This is a genomic window from Janthinobacterium sp. LM6 (assembly GCF_002002885.1).
Taxonomy (GTDB): Bacteria; Pseudomonadota; Gammaproteobacteria; order Burkholderiales; family Burkholderiaceae_D; genus Janthinobacterium; species Janthinobacterium kumbetense.
In genome coordinates, this window is record NZ_CP019510.1 from 794,553 (window position 1) to 813,795 (window position 19,243).

Annotated in this window: 17 protein-coding genes; 16 read left to right on the forward strand and 1 reads right to left on the reverse strand. The window is 63.7% G+C overall.

Going from position 1 to position 19,243, the window contains the following annotated elements:
• Nucleotides 1–66: 66 nt before the first annotated feature.
• From BZG29_RS03495 to BZG29_RS03570, 16 genes are all read left to right on the forward strand, one after another.
• Nucleotides 67–1,017, forward strand: a complete 951-nt coding sequence (locus tag BZG29_RS03495; RefSeq protein WP_034753270.1) for a ribose-phosphate pyrophosphokinase — start codon at nt 67–69, stop codon at nt 1,015–1,017.
• A 166-nt stretch (nt 1,018–1,183) separates the two neighbouring features.
• Complete coding sequence (locus BZG29_RS03500; protein ID WP_077408940.1) at nt 1,184–1,792, forward strand: 50S ribosomal protein L25/general stress protein Ctc; 609 nt, start codon at nt 1,184–1,186, stop codon at nt 1,790–1,792.
• A 115-nt stretch (nt 1,793–1,907) separates the two neighbouring features.
• Nucleotides 1,908–2,492, forward strand: a complete 585-nt coding sequence (gene pth / locus BZG29_RS03505; protein ID WP_034753275.1) for an aminoacyl-tRNA hydrolase — start codon at nt 1,908–1,910, stop codon at nt 2,490–2,492.
• Nucleotides 2,493–2,708: 216 nt separating this feature from the next.
• A complete protein-coding gene (gene ychF, locus BZG29_RS03510; RefSeq protein ID WP_034778348.1) occupies nt 2,709–3,800 on the forward strand; it encodes a redox-regulated ATPase YchF in 1,092 nt (363 codons plus the stop codon).
• A gap of 6 nt (nt 3,801–3,806) precedes the next feature.
• Entirely contained in the window at nt 3,807–4,835 is a 1,029-nt protein-coding gene (locus tag BZG29_RS03515) for a glycosyltransferase family 2 protein (RefSeq protein WP_077398907.1), read from the forward strand.
• 56 nt (nt 4,836–4,891) lie between these two features.
• Nucleotides 4,892–5,443, forward strand: coding sequence for a dTDP-4-dehydrorhamnose 3,5-epimerase family protein (locus BZG29_RS03520; protein WP_077398909.1), 552 nt, complete (start codon nt 4,892–4,894; stop codon nt 5,441–5,443).
• A 21-nt stretch (nt 5,444–5,464) separates the two neighbouring features.
• A complete protein-coding gene (locus tag BZG29_RS03525) occupies nt 5,465–6,877 on the forward strand; it encodes an oligosaccharide flippase family protein (RefSeq protein WP_077398911.1) in 1,413 nt (470 codons plus the stop codon).
• A gap of 121 nt (nt 6,878–6,998) precedes the next feature.
• Nucleotides 6,999–7,517 carry a sigma-70 family RNA polymerase sigma factor gene (locus tag BZG29_RS03530; RefSeq protein ID WP_077408941.1) on the forward strand — a complete coding sequence of 173 codons (519 nt, stop codon included), beginning with the start codon at nt 6,999–7,001 and terminating at the stop codon, nt 7,515–7,517.
• A gap of 3 nt (nt 7,518–7,520) precedes the next feature.
• Nucleotides 7,521–8,501 (forward strand): FecR domain-containing protein, encoded by a 981-nt coding sequence (locus tag BZG29_RS03535; protein WP_077398913.1) that lies wholly within the window; start codon nt 7,521–7,523, stop codon nt 8,499–8,501.
• Between the two features lie 103 nt (nt 8,502–8,604).
• Nucleotides 8,605–10,371: an ABC transporter ATP-binding protein gene (locus tag BZG29_RS03540; protein WP_077398915.1), complete on the forward strand. Its 1,767-nt coding sequence runs from the start codon at nt 8,605–8,607 to the stop codon at nt 10,369–10,371.
• A complete protein-coding gene (locus BZG29_RS03545) occupies nt 10,365–12,158 on the forward strand; it encodes an ABC transporter ATP-binding protein (protein ID WP_077398917.1) in 1,794 nt (597 codons plus the stop codon). The genes BZG29_RS03540 and BZG29_RS03545 overlap by 7 nt, the downstream gene beginning before the upstream one ends.
• The gene (locus BZG29_RS03550; protein WP_077398919.1) at nt 12,155–13,111 is read left to right on the forward strand and encodes an iron chelate uptake ABC transporter family permease subunit; all 957 of its coding nucleotides are present in this window, start codon (nt 12,155–12,157) and stop codon (nt 13,109–13,111) included. The genes BZG29_RS03545 and BZG29_RS03550 overlap by 4 nt, the downstream gene beginning before the upstream one ends.
• The gene (locus BZG29_RS03555; RefSeq protein ID WP_077398921.1) at nt 13,108–14,058 is read left to right on the forward strand and encodes an iron chelate uptake ABC transporter family permease subunit; all 951 of its coding nucleotides are present in this window, start codon (nt 13,108–13,110) and stop codon (nt 14,056–14,058) included. The genes BZG29_RS03550 and BZG29_RS03555 overlap by 4 nt, the downstream gene beginning before the upstream one ends.
• Nucleotides 14,055–14,825 carry an ATP-binding cassette domain-containing protein gene (locus BZG29_RS03560; RefSeq protein WP_077398923.1) on the forward strand — a complete coding sequence of 257 codons (771 nt, stop codon included), beginning with the start codon at nt 14,055–14,057 and terminating at the stop codon, nt 14,823–14,825. Before BZG29_RS03555 ends, BZG29_RS03560 begins: the two co-directional genes overlap by 4 nt.
• Nucleotide 14,826: 1 nt before the next feature.
• Nucleotides 14,827–15,810, forward strand: a complete 984-nt coding sequence (locus BZG29_RS03565) for a siderophore ABC transporter substrate-binding protein (RefSeq protein ID WP_077398925.1) — start codon at nt 14,827–14,829, stop codon at nt 15,808–15,810.
• Between the two features lie 104 nt (nt 15,811–15,914).
• Nucleotides 15,915–18,365: a TonB-dependent receptor gene (locus BZG29_RS03570; RefSeq protein WP_077398927.1), complete on the forward strand. Its 2,451-nt coding sequence runs from the start codon at nt 15,915–15,917 to the stop codon at nt 18,363–18,365.
• A gap of 32 nt (nt 18,366–18,397) precedes the next feature.
• On the opposite strand, the gene BZG29_RS03575 is transcribed toward BZG29_RS03570, so the two are convergent.
• A complete protein-coding gene (locus tag BZG29_RS03575) occupies nt 18,398–19,231 on the reverse strand; it encodes a MipA/OmpV family protein (protein ID WP_253192769.1) in 834 nt (277 codons plus the stop codon).
• Between the last annotated feature and the right edge of the window lie 12 nt (nt 19,232–19,243).

Here is a 19,243-nt window from a genome sequence, read left to right on the forward strand (position 1 = left end):
ATGACTGACCGGGCCTATGCCCGGTTAGTGCTTTTCAAGACTTCTATATCACCTCTTGGGACTCCCATGGCTTACGAAAACCTGATGGTTTTTACCGGCAACGCGAATCCAGCGTTGGCAGAGGGGGTCGCAAAAAACCTCGGCATCCCTCTCGGTAAAGCAAACGTTTCGAAATTCTCCGACGGCGAAGTAATGGTCGAGATTAACGAAAACGTGCGCGGCAAGGATGTTTTTGTTTTGCAATCCACCTGTGCTCCAACCAACGACAGCTTGATGGAAATCATGCTGATGGTTGATGCCTTGAAACGTGCTTCCGCTGGCCGCATCACCGCCGCGATTCCTTACTTCGGCTACGCCCGCCAAGACCGTCGTCCACGCTCCGCGCGTGTGGCAATTTCGGCCAAGGTGGTGGCGAACATGCTGGAAGAAGCCGGTGTCGAGCGCGTCCTGATCATGGACTTGCACGCTGACCAGATTCAAGGTTTCTTCGATATCCCAGTCGACAACATCTACGCTTCGCCAATTTTGCTGGGCGACCTGCAAAAGAAAAACTACCAGGATCTGCTGGTGGTGTCGCCGGACGTCGGCGGTGTGGTACGTGCGCGCGCCCTGGCAAAACGCCTGGGCTGCGACCTGGCCATCATCGACAAGCGTCGTCCAAAAGCGAACGTGTCCGAAGTGATGAACATCATCGGTGAAGTCGAAGGCCGCAACTGCGTGATCATGGATGACATGGTCGACACGGCAGGCACCCTGACGAAGGCTGCCGAAGTGCTCAAAGAGCGCGGCGCGAAAAAAGTCGTGGCGTATTGCACGCACGCGGTGCTGTCGGGCCCGGCGATTGACCGTATTTCGGCCTCGCCACTCGATGAGCTGGTCGTGACCGACACGATCCCCCTGTCCGAAGCGGCCCTGGCCTGCGGCAAGATCCGTCAATTGACGTGCGCGCCGCTGCTGGCCGAGACGTTCAAGCGCATCATCAAGGGCGATTCGGTTATTTCCCTCTTTATCGATTAATTCGACAAGAGCAGCAACAGACGTCACCTGCGGCGCGACCGGCTTTTTGCCTGTTGCGCCGTAGTATTTTAGTTTTCGGGGCGCGTATGCGCCCATTTTCGAAGATTCCTGGTCGCGGGAGTCTTCATAACACAAGGCGCAAGCCTTGTTCTTCTTGGAGTTTCACATGAAAGTTATCGCATTTAAACGCGAATTGCAAGGTTCCGGAGCGAGCCGCCGCCTGCGCATTTCCGGCCAAACCCCTGGTATCGTCTACGGTGGCGCTGAAGCCCCAGTGCTGATCTCGCTGGATCACAACGCCCTGTACCACGCGCTGAAAAAAGAAGTGTTCCACTCGTCGATCCTGGACCTGGAAATCGACGGCGTTTCCCAGCAAGTTCTGTTGCGCGACTTCCAAGTCCACGCATACAAACAACTGGTTCTGCACGCTGACTTCCAGCGCGTTGACGCTAAGCAAGCTATCCACGTGAAAGTTGCTCTGCACTTCACGAACGCTGATGTTTCCCCAGCAGTCAAACTGCACGGCGCGACCATCAGCCACGTAGCCAACGAAATCGAAGTTTCGTGCCTGCCAGGCCAACTGCCAGAATTCATCAACGTTGACCTGTCGAACATCGACGTCGGTCACTCGCTGCACGTTGGCGACCTGGTCCTGCCAGCTGGCGTGACCGCTGTCACCCACGGCGCCAACCTGACCATCGCTACCGCTTCGGTACCGGCTGGCCACGTTGCTGCTGAAGCCGCTGCTGCTGAAGTTGTTGCTGACAAGAAGTAATTTTGCCGCCGCAGCAATGCGGTAGTCGCAAGGAAAAACCCGTCCGGTTCGCTCCGGACGGGTTTTTTTCTGCCCGTTTTCACCGATAATACGTTTTTACACTGCAGACACAGCCATGCCCATACGCCTGATCGTCGGCCTCGGCAACCCGGGACCCGAGTACGAACAAACCCGTCACAATGCCGGTTTCTGGCTGGTGGACAACCTTGCCAACAGCTTGCCCGGCACGCGCTTGCAGCGCGATTCGCGCTACAACGCCATGCTGGCGAAAACGTCGATTGGCGGCAACGAAGTCTGGCTGCTCGAACCGCTGACCTTCATGAACCGCTCGGGCCAGTCCGTGGGCGCGCTGGCGCGTTTCTTCAAGATCGCAGCCGATGAAGTGCTGGTGGTGCACGACGAACTCGATCTGATGCCCGGCATCGCGCGCCTGAAGAAGGGCGGCTCGGCCGGCGGCCATAATGGCTTGAAGGACATCACGGCCGCGCTGGGCACGCAGGATTACTGGCGCTTGCGCCTGGGCATCGGCCATCCGCGCACCCTGAGCCTGCAACAGCAAGTGGCCGATTTCGTGCTGCACCGCCCGCGCCGCGAAGACCAGGAGCTGATCGAGCAAGCGATCGACAAATCCTTGCAGGTCATGCCGCAGATCGTCGAAGGCAAGTTCGAGGCCGCGACCATGAAGCTGCATACGGCCTGAGAACAGGGCCTGATGGCGTCATGATGCGGCCGTTTTGGCGTCATTTGCCCATCATCGGGCTTTTGAAGCGCGCGGGACACGGGTACAATTGACCCCTTGAAATGCAGCACACGCACTATCCCCGGAAAAGGGCGCACCATCGACCCCGTTTTCCCTAACAGCACGGCAAGCACGCCGATAGACGGCGCCATGTGCTTTGATTATTAAAGGTTTTCCATGAGTCTCCAATGCGGTATCGTCGGCTTGCCGAACGTCGGCAAGTCCACCCTGTTCAATGCACTGACGAAAGCCGGCATCCCGGCTGAAAACTATCCGTTCTGCACCATCGAGCCGAACGTCGGCGTCGTCGAAGTGCCGGACCCACGCATGGATGCGCTGGCCGCCATTGTCAAGCCGGAACGCATGGTCAACGCCATCGTGGAATTCGTCGACATCGCCGGCCTGGTGGCGGGCGCGTCGAAAGGCGAGGGCCTGGGCAACCAGTTCCTGTCGCACATCCGCGAAACGGACGCCATCGTCAACGTCGTGCGCTGCTTCGAAGATGACAACGTCATCCACGTGGCCGGCAAGATCAATCCGCTCGACGATATCGAAGTCATCCAGACCGAACTGGCGCTGGCCGACATGGGCACCGTGGAAAAAGCCATCCACCGCGAAAACAAGAAAGCCCGCTCGGGCGACAAGGATGCGGCCAAGCTGCTGGCCATCATGGAACGCATGATGCCGTACCTGAACGATGCGAAACCCGTGCGCGCCATGGGCCTCGATGCCGACGAAATGGAACTGATCAAGCCTTTGTGCCTGATCACGGCCAAGCCGGCCATGTTCGTGGCCAACGTGTCCGATACGGGCTTCACGAATAACCCGCTGCTGGACCAGCTGACGGCGTATGCGCAATCGCAAAACGCCCCCATCGTCGCCATCTGCGCGGCGCTGGAAGCGGAAATCGCCGACCTGGACGATGCCGACAAGGGCGCTTTCCTGGCCGACATGGGCATGGAAGAGCCAGGCCTGGACCGTCTGATCCGCGGCGCCTACAAGCTGCTGGGCCTGCAAACCTACTTCACGGCTGGCGTGAAGGAAGTGCGCGCCTGGACCATCCATGTGGGCGACACGGCACCGCAAGCGGCCGGCGTGATCCACACCGACTTCGAACGCGGCTTCATCCGCGCGCAAACCATCGCCTATGACGACTTCATCGCCTACAAGGGTGAAGCGGGCGCCAAGGAAGCGGGCAAGATGCGCGCCGAAGGCAAGGAATACGTGGTCAAGGATGGCGACGTGCTGAACTTCCTGTTCAACGTCTAAGGACAGATGCTTGCTGGCGAGCGCCGGCAACATACTGCATTCGTCCATTGCGAAATGCCGCTCAATGCACTTGGGCGGCATTTTTTGTTTGTCTATTTGAAAAGGCCTGCCATGCAGCCGGAGAAAACGCCGCTCGTTTCCATTGTCATGGCCACGTACAACAGGAGCAATATCCTCGGGTACGCTATTCAGTCGGCACTGGCCAGCACCGTGCAGGATTGGGAGCTGATTATTGTCGGCGATTGCTGCACCGATGATACCGCCGAGGTGGTCGCCGCGTTCGGCGACGCGCGTATCCGCTTTGTGAATCTGGAAACCAATTACGGCGAACAGACGGGGCCCAACAATGTCGGCGTCAGCCTGGCGCGCGGCACCTATCTGGCATTCCTGAACCACGATGACCTGTGGTTGCCCGATCATTTGCAAAGCAGGATTGAGGTCCTCGAGCGCACCGGGGCCGACCTGGCCTTCGGCCAGGGACTGGTGGTTTTACCTGTGGGATATCACATGGTGGGGGCGCTGGCGGACGGCGTGCAACCGTACCGGCCGTGGATGGACGTGCCCGCTACCCTGTGGGTCATGCGGCGCGAGCTGGCCCTGCAGATCGGCCCATGGCAGCCTTCATGGGAAGTGCGCTGCTGGCCGTCGCAAGCCTGGCTGCACCGCGTGTATCGCGCGGGACGGCCGATGCTGGCCCATCCCCGCATCGGCGCCATCCTGATCCAGTCTGGCAGCCGCAGCAATGCCTACCTGGACCGGCAACACGCCGAGCATGCGTTCTGGTGGGCGCACATGCAGGATCCGTTGAATATTCTGCAGGCTGTCACCACGCTGTATGGCAAGGTAGGTCGTGAGCGCCTTATTGCACCGCTGCAGTCCGCGATAACGGCCATGAAAGCGTTGTCACGTCGTCTTTGTTATATGTTGGGGCTGTGGCCGCCGCATCCCGGCTTCTGGCTCAAATATTGGCGCAAAGGCACATTTTTACGTGAATTACGCCATCGCCGGGGATTGAAGGACATGCCGCGGCGATAGATAATACGGTTGCAACACATAAGAGCATTTTTATAAAAATTTTAAGGGTAAATCTGGTGGCTGAGAAAGATAACTGGTTGTTGGCAGGCGCGAAGCAGGATGGCGTCAGCATTACCAAGGAGTGGAAGCCGACGGCGCCTGCCTTGATCGATGGCGTGATCTTTCAGGAAATCAAGCCTGTCTTGACGGCGTACGGCAGCCTGACTGAAATTTTCCGCACTGAATGGGTGCCCGATGCAACAGCACAGATTGGCCAGATATTCGCCTCGACCCTGGAGCCCGGCGGACTGAGCGCCTGGCATGCGCATGCCATTACGACGGATCGCCTGTTCGTGGCGGCGGGCCAGATGCGCGTGGTGCTGTACGATGCGCGCGAGGATTCGCCCACCTTTGGCATGCTCAACGAATTCAAGCTGGGCACCAGGCGTCCCGGCCTGCTCGTCGTGCCGCCGCGCGTCTGGCATGGCGTGCAAAATTACTGCAGCACTCCTGCCATCCTCGTCAATGCGGTGGACCATGCGTATCGCTATGATGCGCCGGACCACTGGCGCGTGCCGGCCGATTCGGACACGGTGCCCTATCGCTTCTCCAACGACAGGCATGGCTGAGATGCCCGGCCCGGCTGAACGATGCGCCTGAACCGTCTCGCGGGTTTTTCAGCCGGCCCCATCTTGTCGCTGCTGTGCGGTCTGGCCACCGTGCCTGCCGTGGCCTGGCTGTTTCCGCCTGCCGACATCGGCAAGCTGGATTTCTTCATGACCGCATGCACGGTGGCCGGTTTGCTGCTGTCGCTGGGGCTGGATAAGGCTTTCCTGCATGAATACCATTACAGCACCGCGCGTGGTGCCTTGCTGAAAGCGTGCCTGCTGCCGGCCGTGCTGCTCGCGCCCGTGGCGCTGGCCGTGATACTCGTGTTTGCCGCGCCGGTAGCGCAACTGTTATTTGATGTGGCGCAACCTGCACTGGCTGTCCTGTTCGCTGCCGGTATGCTGAGCGCCCTGGCCAATCGCCTGATCGCGCAGCTGTTCCGCATGCAGGAGCGCGCCTGGGTATTCAGCCTGGCGCAGGTATTGCCGAAAATGTCGCTGCTGTTGCTGCTGCCTGTACTGTGGTGGGATCCGCAGCGCAACTTCGTGCACCTGGCAAGCCTGGTCGTGGCCACTACCTGGCTCGTCACGCTATGGCTGCTGTGGCATGCGCGCGCATCGCTGGCGCAAGCCTGGAACGCCGCAACGGACCGGGTGCTGCTGCGGCGCCTGCTTTCCGAGGCCGCGCCCCTGCTGGTGAGCGGCATTTTCTACCTGGCCATGTTGTCGGCCGGCATGGGCTTGCTGCGCCTCTTTGCCGGCTTTGACGAGCTCGGTATTTATGCGCTGGCCATGCGCGTGGCCGCCGGCGCCTGGCTGGTGCAATCGATTTTTACGATTGTCTGGATACCGCAAGTACACAAATGGGCCGCGGCCGGCGGCGGCCTGTCGAATATTGCGGCCATTTGCCACCATGCGCAGGCCATCGTGGTGGTGGGCTTTTGCCTGGCGGGCGCCCTGGCCTGGCTGATCGGCTGGGTCTTGCCTCCCAACTATCATGATGTCGCCTACATGGCGGTGGCCACGGTTGGCCAGCCGCTGCTGTATGCCCTGGCGGAAGTGACCGGGGTCGGCATCAATCTGGCTCGCCGTCCGGCATTTTCCATCGCCGCCTTTGCGGCCGGCTTGCTGGGCACCTTGCTGGCCGGCGCCGTGCTGGTGCCGCGCCATGGCGCCACGGGCGCCGCCGTGTCTCAACTGCTGGGCTTTTTCTTGTATTTTGTCGTCAAGACGGAGCTGGGCATGCGCGTCTGGCGTCCGCTGCCGCGCCGTTCGCTGTACCTGAGCACCGTCCTGCTGTCGCTGCTGGCGGCGGGCCACGCGTTTTTTGCCCAGCGCCTGGGGGTGCTTGCTCCGCTGGCGTGGGGCGTGCTGCTCGCTGCGGCACTGCACGTCTACCGGCCTTCGCTGTGGGCCGCTTTCAGACTGTTCAGGCCCGTCCGGCAGCAGGGCTGAGGGCGTTTGCACCCCGTCGCCGTATTGCGTTTTCCTCGCCACTCCGCGTACAATGAGAATAATTCTCATTTATAATCCGATGCGCCTGTTCTTGCCGGCCGTTGGCGACAGGAAGGGTATCGTGAGCACCGCCGAGTTAGCGCTTCAGCAGCAAGTCAGCAGTCTGTACACCGACCACCATCACTGGCTGCGTGGCTTGCTGCGCCGTAAACTCGGCAATGCCTTCGATGCGGCCGACCTGGCGCACGACGTGTACCTGCACCTGATGAAGACGGGGCGCATGCCGCCGGCCGGGGAGTCGCGCCGCCACCTGACGCAGATCGCCAACGGCCTGGTCATCGACCTGTACCGCCGCCGCCAGATCGAGGCCGCCTACCTGGAAGTGCTGGCTCTGGTGCCCGAGGCTCTGGCGCCGTCCGAGGAAGAGCGCGCTCTGGTGATCGAGGCGCTGACGGAAATCGATGCGGTGCTGCACCAGCTGCCCGCCAAGGCGCGCAAGGCCTTGTTGCTGTGCAAACTCGACGGCCTCAGCTATCGCGATATCGCCGCCGAATTACAGGTGTCCGTCTCGTCCGTCGAAAAATACATCGCCGCCGGTTTGCTGGCCTGCTACCAGGCCATGCACGCGCCGGACGCCTGAGCCATGGAGGTGGTGATTGCGCCCGCCGTCGTGCAGCAGGCTGCCCAGTGGATGGCGCGCCTGTGGTCCGATGACGCCAGCGACGAAGACCGGGCTGCCTGCGCCCGCTGGTGTGCGGCCCATCCGCACCACGCCATCGCCTGGCAGCGTTTGCAAGCGTTCGAGGGCAAGCTGCACAGCGTGCCGCGCGATGCTGCCCGGCACGCGCTGCGCGAACCGGCGCCGGCCGCCTACCTGAACCGCCGCCGCGCCCTGAAACTGCTGGCCGTGCTGCTGCCCGTGGGCGGCATGGCGTACATGCTGCGCGGCACGGATGCCTGGCAAGCGGCCACGGCCGGCCACGGCACGGCCACGGGCGAGATCCGCGAGATTACCTTGCCTGACGGTACGCGCGTGATGCTCGCTTCTGCTTCCGCCATCGACGTGCGCTTCGACGCCAGCGAACGCTTGCTGATCCTGCGCAGCGGCGAAATCCTCGTCACCACGGCGCACGATCCCGACCCGGCGCAGCGGCCTTTCCGCGTGCAGGGCCGCCACGGCACGGTACAGGCGCTGGGCACGCGTTTTACCTTGCGACAAGACGAACACACGTCGCGCGTCGCCGTCTTCGAGGGCGCCGTCGAAATACGCCTCGCGCATGCGCCGGGCCACGCCGTGGGCATCGCCACGGGCTACAGCGCCATCTTCTCGGCAGACATCGTGCAATCGGCCGCCCCCGTGCCGGCCAGCGCGGCGGCCTGGACGAAGGGCGTGCTGGTAGCCGACAACATGCGCCTGGACGACTTGCTGGCGGAACTGGCCCGCTATCGCCCCGGCCTGCTGCGCTGCGACCCGGCCGTCGCCAGCTTGAGCGTCAACGGCGTGTTTTCCCTGCGCGACACGGATCGCGCGCTGAACAACCTGGCGCTGGCTTTGCCCGTGCAAGTCCTGGCGCGCACGCGCTACTGGGTGACTGTGCAAGCCATACCGCAGGCTGCTGCCTGACAATTTTCCGGGCCCGATTGAGGGTTTTGCATTCTCGTTCGGGATATAGGGTGAGAGCCACCCTTATCCATTGACCTTATGCACGTTTTTTCCCGTTTTTTCTATGCGTAGCCAACGCCGCCAGCCCGGCCCGATCAGCCGGATACTGCATCCCATCCGCGGACGCCTGATCGCCGCCGCCGTGCTGGCCGGCACGGGGTCCATGCTCACCCTGGTGCCGCTGGCCGGCATCGCGCAGATCGCGCAAATCGCCATGGCCCCCGCGCTGGCGCCAGGCGCTGTGTGGCGGATCATCGTCGCCAGCGTCGCCTGCCTGTTCCTCGGCATGGCCCTGATGTCGCTGGGCGAACTGGCCGCGCACCTGGCCGACAACCGCCTCACGCATCGATTGCGCCTGCAAGCCATGCAGCGCCTGGGGCAGGTGCCGCTGGGCTGGTTCACCAGCCGGGCCTCGGGCGAGGTCAAGCAGGCGATGCAGGACGACATCAACACCCTGCACAGCCTCACGGCGCATTTCTACACGACGACGGGGCGCGCCGTGGGCGCCATCGCCATTTCCGTCATCTATCTGTTCGCCATGGACTGGCGCCTGGCCCTCATCGCCATCCTGCCGTTTCCCGGCTTCTTCCTGTTCTTCGGCCGCGCCATGAAAGCCAGCAGCGGCAACATGGAGCAATTCGTCGCCGGCATGGGGCGCATCAACAATGCCGTGGTGGAATTCGTCAACGGCATTCCCGTGGTCAAGGCGTTTGGCGCCACGGGACGCGCGCACGGCAGCTACCGCGCGGCCGTCGATGCGTTTGCCGTGGCGTTTGCCGCGTTTACCCGTCCGCTGGTCGGATCCATGGCCAACGCCAATGCGCTGATCGCGCCCGTCGCCGTGCTGGGCGTGGTGGTACTTGCCGGTACCATCTTCGTGGCCCTGGACTGGATGGCGCCCGTCGATATCCTGCCGTTTGCCTTGGTGGCGCCCGGTATTTCGGCGCCGATGCTGCTGCTGCACTACCTGACGCATGACCTCAACAACGCCACGGGAGCGGCCCAGCGCGTACTGGCCTTGCTCGATACGCCCGTGCTGGCGCAGCCGGCACCGGATGAGCAGCAGTTGCCCGACGGCACGGAGATCCGCCTGGAAGGCGTCGGTTATGCCTACGATGGACACAACAAGGTGTTGTCGGACATCACGCTGACCTTGCAACCCGGCACGGTAACGGCCATCGTCGGCGCCTCCGGTTCCGGCAAGTCGACCCTGGCGCGGCTGCTGCTGCGCTTTTTCGACCCGACCGCGGGACGCATCACCCTGGGCGGCGTCGACCTGCGGCACATCGCCACGCCCGAGTTGTACCGGCGCATCGGTTTCGTGCTGCAGGAAGTGCGCCTGATCCACGCCAGCGTGCGCGAAAACATCGGGCTGGGCCGGCCATCGGCCAGCATGCACGAGATCGAAGCGGCGGCGCGCCTGGCGAACATCCACGAGCGCCTCCTGGCCTTGCCGCGCGGCTACGATTCCGTCATCGGCGAAGATGCGCAATTGTCCGGCGGCGAGTTGCAGCGCGTGAGCATCGCGCGCGCCGTGCTGCTCGACCCGTCCGTGCTGGTGCTCGATGAAGCGACGGCCGCGGCCGACGCGGAAAACGAGGTGGCGATCCAGGATGCGCTGTCGCGCTTTGCCCGGGGCCGCACCTTGCTCATCATTGCGCACCGGCTCGACACGGTGATGCATGCCGACAACATCGTCGTCGTCGAGAACGGCGCCATCGTCGAGCAGGGCAGCCATGCCGGCTTGCTCGCCCGCCAGGGCCGCTATGCGCAACTGTGGGCGCTGGGCGGCTATCCGGATTTCCAGGAAGACGCGGTGCTCCCATGCTGAAGACATTTATTCAATTGCTGGGCGATGACGCGCCCGTGTTCCGCCGCTACTGTGCCATGGCGCTCGCGTATGGCGTGCTCAGCGGCCTGACGATCACGGCGCTGGTGCTGGCCCTGGGCCGCCTGCTGGGCGGCGACGTGGGCGGCGCGGCCCTGTGGCTGCTGGTGCTGCTGGCCGGGCTGGTCGCTTGCTGGGCCTGGCGGCGCCAGGTGGAAAAGGCCGGCGTGCGCGTGGGCGTGACGGTGCTGCAAGGGGCGCGCCAGCGCCTGGGCGACCACGTGGCGCGCCTGCCCGTCGGCTGGTTCACGCCGGACAACACGGCAAAACTGGGCCACGTCATCACGCAAGGCATGATGAATGTAGCCCAGCTGCCCGCCCACGTGCTCACGCCAGTGATTTGCGGCGCCGTCACGCCCGTCGTGATGCTTGCCGCGCTGTTCGCGCTGCACTGGCAGCTGGGTCTCATTGCGTTGCTGGCATTGCCCCTGCTGGCCGGCGCCTTGCGGCTTACCGCATATCTGGGCCAGCGCGCCGACGATGCCTATCACCTCCATTTTGCCCGGACCAGCCAGCGCCTCGTTGAGTTTGCGCAAGCGCAATCCGTCTTGCGCGCATTCAATGGCAACGGCAGTGGTGCAGCTGACGGCGGCACGCGTTTCCTGCAGCAAGCGATCGATGCGCAGCGCCACGCGGGTACGCGGCTCATTTACCTGTCGGCGCTGTCGTCGGTGCTCAACGCCTGGACCGTGCAAGCCATCTTTGCCGCCTTGCTGGCCGCCGCCGCGCTGTGGCTTGACAGCCTGGCGGGCGGTGCTGCCGGCGCGGACGACGCCATCGCCGTCATCGTGGCCTTGCTGCTGGTGGTGCGCTTTGTCGACCCGCTGCAGGAAGTGGCCAGCTATGGCGAAGTGCTGCGCGGCGCGCGCGGCCCGCTCGACGCGGCGCGCGATATTTTCGCCGTGCAGCCGCTACCGGAAGCGCACCAGCCGCAAGCGCCGCGCGACGGCGCGGTCGAATTGCGCAATGTGCACTTCCGCTATGCACAGGACCAGCCCGACGTCTTGACGGATATCAACCTGAAGATTGCGCCTGGCAGCATGACGGCGCTGATCGGCGCGTCCGGCTCCGGCAAGACGACCCTGGTGCGCCTGATCGCGCGCTTCTTTGATGCCAGTGCAGGCGCGGTGCTGGTGGGCGGTGTCGATGTGCGCGATATGTCCAGCGAGCAATTGGCTGGCCAGATCAGCCAGATATTCCAGGACAGTTATCTGTTCCAGGGCAGCATCGGCGACAACATCCGCATCGGCAAGCCCGGCGCTACCGATGCCGAGGTGCTGGAAGCGGCACGGCAGGCGGGCGTGGCCGAGATCATCGCCCGCCTGCCGCAGGGACTCGATACCCTGGTCGGCGAAGGCGGCGCGCGCCTGTCCGGCGGCGAACGCCAGCGCATCGCGATTGCCCGCGCGCTGGTCAAGGATGCGCCGATTTTGCTGGTCGATGAAGCGACGGCCGCGCTCGACGCGGAAAACCAGGCGGCCATCGCCGAAGCGCTGGCGCGGCTGCGCGGCAAGCGCACGGTGATCGTCATCGCCCACCAGTTGTCGACGGTGGCCATGGCCGACCAGATCGTCGTGCTGGACGGTGGCACGATCCGCGAGCAGGGCGCGCCAGCCGCCTTGCGCGCACAGGAGGGCCTGTACGCGCACTTCCTGGCCCAGCGCCAGGCGGCCAAGGGCTGGCGCATCGCTGCGCCCGCCCGCCAGGCTGGAACGGAGTCCCGCATTTGACACGCGCGCGTCTGTTTTTTGTCTTCTTCCTGCTGTGCTGCGCGTCCTTGCTGGTCGGTGCGCGGCAGATGGAGTGGGCGCAGTTGTTGTCCTCGTCCGGCGCGCTGTCCACCGACGCTTGGCTGACCCTGACGGCCAGCCGGCTGCCCCGCCTGGCGGCGCTGGTGCTGACGGGCGTGGGCCTGTCCATGTGCGGCGTCATCCTGCAGCACATCGTGCGCAACAAATTCGTCGAACCGGCCACTTCGGGGGGCCTCGATGCGGCCAAGCTGGGCATCCTCGTGGCGCTGACGGTAGTTCCCGCAGCGGGCACGGCGGGCAAGATGGCGTTCGCGCTGGCCTTCTGCCTTGCCGCCAGCGCGTTATACGTGGCCCTGATCCGCCGCATCCGCTTCAAGAACACGATTCTGGTTCCCGTCATCGGTCTCGTGTATGGCGGCGTGCTCAGCGCCGTGGCCGAGTTCTATGCCTACCGCCACAACATCCTGCAAAGCATGCAGGGCTGGCTGCTGGGCGATTTCTCGAAAATCGTCCAGGGCAACTATGAAATCATCTACCTGGTACTGCCCATCGTTGCCCTCGCGTATCTGTACGCGCAGCGCTTTACGGTGCTGGGCATGGGCGAGGGCATGGCCACCAGCCTGGGCCTGAACTATGGAGCAACGGTGGCACTGGGCCTGATGCTGGTGGCCGTCACGGTGGCTGCCACGGTGATCACGGTAGGGGCGATCCCGTTTGTCGGGCTGGCCATCCCCAACCTGGTGGCCTTGCGCTACGGCGACAAGCTGGACCGCACCCTGCCCATCGTCGCGCTGGGCGGCGCGTCGCTGCTGCTGGCTTGCGACATCGCGGGGCGCTTGCTGATCTATCCATTCGAAGTGCCCATCGGCCTGACGGCAGGGGGCGTGGGCGGCGTGCTGTTCCTCATGTTGATCATCCGGGGGCGGCGATGAGGCGGCTATTTAATCTGCGGACGCTGTGGCTGGCCGTCGCCATCCTGGCGCTGATTTTTCTTTGCGTTGGCGCAAACTTCGACGTCGATTACATCCTCCCCAAGCGCCTGGCGCGGCTGGCCGCCATCGCCATCGGCGGCGTCTGCGTGGCCGTGTCGTCGATTGTGTTCCAGACCATCGCCGGCAACCGCATCCTGACGCCGGCCGTCATGGGCTACGAGGCCGTGTATTTGCTGCTGCAATCGCTGCTGATCCTTGCGATGGGCATGCACAGCGTGCTGCTGCTGGGGCAGAACGGCAATTTTGTCGTGTCGATCGCGCTGATGCTCGCGTATTCCTGGGCCATCCACTATTGGCTGTTTCGTGATGACAAGAACAACGTGTATTTCCTGTTGCTGCTGGGCTTTGTGCTGACGATGGTGCTCGGTACATTTACCCAGTTCATCCAGCTGCGCATCAGTCCCGGTGAATTTGCCATCTTGCAAGGATTCAGCCAGGCCTCGTTCAACAAGGCGCAGCCCGTGCAGTTGCTGTACTCGGCCGTGCTGGCGGGCGCCGCCTGCGTGGCCGTGCTGAAAACCTTGCCGGCGCTCGACGTGCTGGCGCTGGGGCGCGAACAGGCCATCTCGCTCGGTATCGATTACCGGCGCATGGTGCGGCTGCAACTGGCGCTGATCGCTGTGCTGGTGGCAGTGTCGACGAGCTTGCTGGGACCGACGGCCTTCATGGGCATCTTTGTAGCGAACACGACTTACGCCCTGGCCCGCACGGCGCGCCATCGCGTCACCTTGCCGCTGGGCTGCGCCATCGCCATCGCCATCTTCCTCGCCGCCCAGCTGCTGGTCGAGCACGTTTTCAACTACCGGACCACCGTTGGCATCCTCGTCAACCTGGTGTGTGGCGCGTATTTCCTCGCGTTCATGGTCCGCACCCGGGGCACTGCATGATCCACGTCAAACAGATTGACAAAAGCTACGGCGAAAAGCGCGTGCTGGCCAAGGTCAGCGTGCAGTTTCCCAGGGGAAAAGTGACGTCCTTGATCGGCCCGAACGGCGCCGGCAAGACGACCTTGCTGATGCTCATCGCGCGCTTGCAGGAAGCGCATGGCGGCGAGATCACGATAGACGGGCGCAGCATTGCAGTCATCCAGATCCGGGACTATGCGCGACTCGTGGCCACCCTGCGCCAGTCGCCCGATTTTCATTTGCGCCTGAGGGTGGAGGAACTGGTCGCCTTCGGCCGCTTCCCCTATAGCCGAGGTAACTTGACGCCGCAGGACCGGCAAGCCATCGATGACGCCATCGGCTTCTTGTCGCTGGAAAACTTGCGCGCCGCCTACGTCGATGAGCTGAGCGGCGGCCAGCGGCAGATGGCCTTCCTGGCCATGACGATCGCCCAGCAGACCGATATTCTGCTGCTCGACGAGCCGCTCAACAACCTCGACATGAAACACGCCGTGCAAATCATGCGCGCGCTGCGCCGCCTGTGCGACGAGCAGGGCCGCACGGTGATCCTGGTGATCCACGACATCAATTTCGCCGCCAATTATTCGGACCACATCGTCGCCATGCAGGGCGGCACCGTGCGCTTTTCCGGCCCCGCCCATGAGGTCGTCACCGAGGAACGCTTGCGCGCCCTGTACGACATCGATTTCCACATCGTGCGCGACGAGCGCGGCTGCGTCTGCAATTACTTCACCCCCACAGGAGCTTGACATGATCTGCAACAAACCCCGCTGCGCGCTGGCCGTGCTGTTCGCCGCCATGGCCATCCTGCAAGGCTGCAGCGACAAGGCGGCCACGACGCCGCCAGCGCCTGCCGCCTCCGCGCCACCGCAGGCGTTTGCGCCCATCACCATCGAGCACAAGCTGGGCACGACGGTGCTCACACATCGTCCGCAGAGGGTGGCCGTGCTCGACATGAATGAAGTCGATTTCCTCGACCAGCTGGGCGTGCCCGTGGCCGGCATGGTGAAGGATTACGTGCCGCACTTTCTTACCCGCTACAAGGATGACCAGGCCATCCGCGACCTGGGCGCCATCGTGCAGCCGAATCTCGAGCATATCCATGCGCTTCGGCCCGACCTGATACTGATGACGTCGATCCAGGCCAACCACTACAAGGAACTGAGCCAGATCGCGCCCACCTTGCATTTCGACGTGGATTACCAGAACAGCGAGAGCAAGCACATCGAGGTGGTCAAGCAACACTTGCTGACACTGGGGCGCATCTTCGGCAAGGAAGACATTGCCAGCCGGAAAGCCGCGGAGCTCGATGCGAAGGTGTCGGATGCGCGCAAGGTGACGCAGGAGCGTCCCGAGAAGGCGCTGATCGTCCTGCACAACAACGGCGCCTTCAGCTCCTTCGGCGTGCGGTCGCGCTACGGTTTTGTTTTCGACGCGCTGGGCGTGAAACCTGCCAGTTCGGCCATCGAGGCGGGCTTGCATGGCCAGCCCATTTCCAGCGAGTTCATCCAGCAAGCTAATCCCGACATCATCTATGTGGTGGACCGCACGGCCGTAATGGAACACCGTCCCGTCATGACGGCCGAACAGATGGCCAATCCGCTGTTGCGCCAGACGAATGCCTGGAAGAACGGCCGCGTCGTCTTCGTCGATGCCGATGCCTGGTACATCACGGCGGCCAGCGTGACGTCGCTGAAACGGGTGATCGACGACGTGCTGAAGGGCTATCAATAATCAGCATATTTTGTAATGAGTCGCATTTGCATTGAGGGTTTTGTCTTTTCGTTCGGGAGATAGGGTGAGAACAAGCAATCACCCCCTCTGAAAGGATTTACTTTATGACCCAACGCATGGCAACGCGCCATCTTCCCGCCTTGAACCTGAGCCGTATCGCCACCGCCGTGCAACTGGCGCTCATCACGGGCTTGACCGTGGGGGCGCTGGGCGTGGCGGCCCCGCCGGCCTATGCACAAGCGGGGGCGGGCCAGGCCCGGCAAGCGTTCAGCGTGCCGGCCGGTACGCTGGGCCTGGCGCTCAACACTTTCGCGGCGGCGGCGGGCGTCGAATTGACGGTCGAGGCCAGTTTGCTGCAAGGCAAGAACAGCGCCGGCCTGTCCGGCAGCTACAGCGTGCCCGAAGGCTTTTACGAATTGCTGCGCGGCCATGGCTTGCAAGCCGTACGCGAGGGCAATGGCAGCTATACGCTGCGCCGCGAACCGGCGCACAGCGCCGCCGAAGCTGCCGCCACCATGCCGGCCGTGACGGTGTGGGGCAAGGGCAATACCGTGACGGATGCCTATGCAGGCGGACAAGTGGCGGCCGGCGGCCGAGTGGGATTTCTTGGCGACAAGGATTTCATGGAAACGCCGTTCAACACCATCAGCTATACGGATAAATTCATCGAAGACCGGCAGGCGCGCGACATCACCGACGTGATTTCCGCCGCCGACCCTACCGTCTTCAGCAGCGGCATGACGGGCATCATCGGCGAGAATTATTCGATACGGGGCTTCAGCTCGAATATCGGCGACGTCGCGTTTGGCGGGCTGTACGGCATCTCGCCGTACTACCGCACGTCGCCCGAAATGTTCGAGCGCATCGAAGTGCTGAAAGGGCCGTCGGCCTTGCTCAACGGCATGCCACCGGGCGGTTCCGTGGGTGGCAGCATCAATCTCGTGCCCAAGCGCGCGGGCGATGCGCCGCTGGCGCGCGTGACGGCGTCGTACATGTCGGACTCGCAATGGGGAGGGCATATTGATCTGGGCCAACGTTTTGGCGAGAATAAACAATTCGGCATCAGAGTCAACGGCGTCTACCGCGATGGCGACGGCGCCATCGACCACCAGCAAAAGAAGACCCGGCTCGTCTCGGTCGGCCTGGACTGGCGTGGCAATGGCGCGCGCCTGTCCGCCGACCTGTATCACAGCGAGGACCGCGCCGATGGCTTGAACCGGGGCGTCAACCTGGCCCCCGGCTTGCCCGTGCCGCGTCCGCCGAAAGCGGAAACCCTGCTCAATCCCAGCTGGGCGTTTTACGACACCAGGGACAAGGGCGCCATGCTGCGCGGCGAACTGGACTTGAACGAGCAGGTGATGGCGTATGCCGCCGTGGGCGCCAGCCGGGCCGACTACCAGTCGACGGGCGCCTACCTGATCCAGGTATTCAACACGGCCGGCGACTACCGCACCAACGTCGCCGACCTGGGCTTCGACGTGGAGAAGCAGTCGGCGGAAGCAGGCTTGCGGGGCAAGCTGCGCACGGGCGATATCGGCCATCAATGGGCCGTCAACGCCACGTATTATCACCACACGGACAAGCAGTACGGCCGCAGGAATACCCTGGCGAAAGACTGGATCACGAATATCTACAATCCCGTCTGGGGCCCTGCGACGCGCTTCGACGCGCCGCAAATTTCCAAGGCGGAACTGCGCCTGGCCAGCTTTGGCCTGGTCGATACACTTTCCTTTGCGCAAGACACCGTGCAGCTGACGGTGGGCTTGCGCCGCCAGGAAGTGCTCAGCGATAACTTCAACATCAAGACGGGCGCGCGCACGTCCCGTTATGACGAAAGCGCCACCACGCCCGCCGTCGCCCTGCTGGTCCAGGCCAGCAAGACCATCTCCCTGTACGGCAACTACGTCGAAGGCTTGAGCCAGGGCGCCACGGCGCCGTTGACGGCCGCCAACTCGGGTGAGGTCTTTGCGCCATACAAATCGAAGCAGGCGGAGCTTGGCGTCAAGGTCGACCTGGGCGAGTTTGCGCATACGGTCAGCGTGTATGAAATCAGGCGCCCCAGCAGCTATGTCGATCCCGTCAGCAATCTCTTTTCCTTTGGCGGCGAACAGCGTAACCGCGGCATCGACTGGGGTTTCTTCGGCTCGCCCCTGCGCGACGTGCGTCTGATGGGCGGCGTGGCGTATGTCGATCCGGTCTTGAGCAAGACGCCGGGCGGCGCCAACCAGGGCAAGCAGGCGACGGGCGTGCCCAAGCTGCAAGCCAAGCTGGGCGTCGAGTGGGATACGCCCGCCATCCCCGGCGTGACCCTGACGGCGAACGCGACGGCGGCATCGAAGCAATACATCAATGCCGACAACTCGATGTCCGTGCCGGGCCGCACCGTGTTTGACCTGGGCGCCCGCTATGCGACGAAGGCGGCGGGCCGGCCCCTGACCGTGCGCGCCAGCGTGACGAACGTCGGCAACAGGGCGTACTGGGCGCTGCCGCAATGGACCAGCCTGGGCCTGGGCGCGCCGCGCACGGTCATGTTGTCGGCCACGACGGAGTTTTAAGCCGTCTTGCTATTACTCGTTATTACTCGTTATTACTCGTCCGGGCCCCGCGCCAGGCTGCTTGAACGTTGCCACGTCCACATCAGGCCGATGCCGGCCGAGGTGCCGCTGTTCTGGCGCAGCAGGGGACTGGCGCGGTTGGCGGCGCCTGTGTAAGTGTCGTAGCGTACAAAGGCAAAGGCGCGCCAGTCCCGCTGCAGCCGGTACGAACCGCCCAGGCCCAGCCGCGTGAGCATCAGCCCGCTTTTTGCCGCATACGCCGGGCGCTGGCCGGTGGCAAACGCGGGACTGACGCCATACAAGTAATCGTTGATGGCGGTATTGCCCAGCACGGCACCCAGGCTGGCGTCCACATGCCATGCCTGCTGCCCGCCTTGCAGCCCATACACGAGGCGCGGCTCGAACGTGGCGCCCTGGCGGCGCAGGCCGCCGCGCGCTTCGATGACGGCGCGCAAGGGCAGTTCCAGGCCCAGGCGGCTGTGTGGCGTCGGCTCGGCCAGCTTGATTTTCAGGCGCGGGCCAAATTCCACCAGGGTGCCCAGGTCCGGCATGCCGCGCCGGGCGGGCACGTCGCTGGACCTGGCCGGCAAGGACAGGGCAAAACCGATATCGAAGGCGAGGCGATCCGTGTCGAGCAGGCGCGCGCCCACGCCGGAGCGGTCGGCGCGCAAGACTTTCCCGCGATAAATCAGATAGGGCAGGGCCAGGCTGCGCGTCGAGCGTTCGCTGGCGCCCGGATAGGCGGGCGTGACGGCCGTGCCGCCGAAGACGCCCGCTTCCCATAAGGGTAGCGCTGGCTCTGCGGCGCACGCGGGCGCCACGGCGAAAAGGGGAGATAGGGCCAGCAGCGTGCGTGTCACCCGCATCGGCATCCCCTT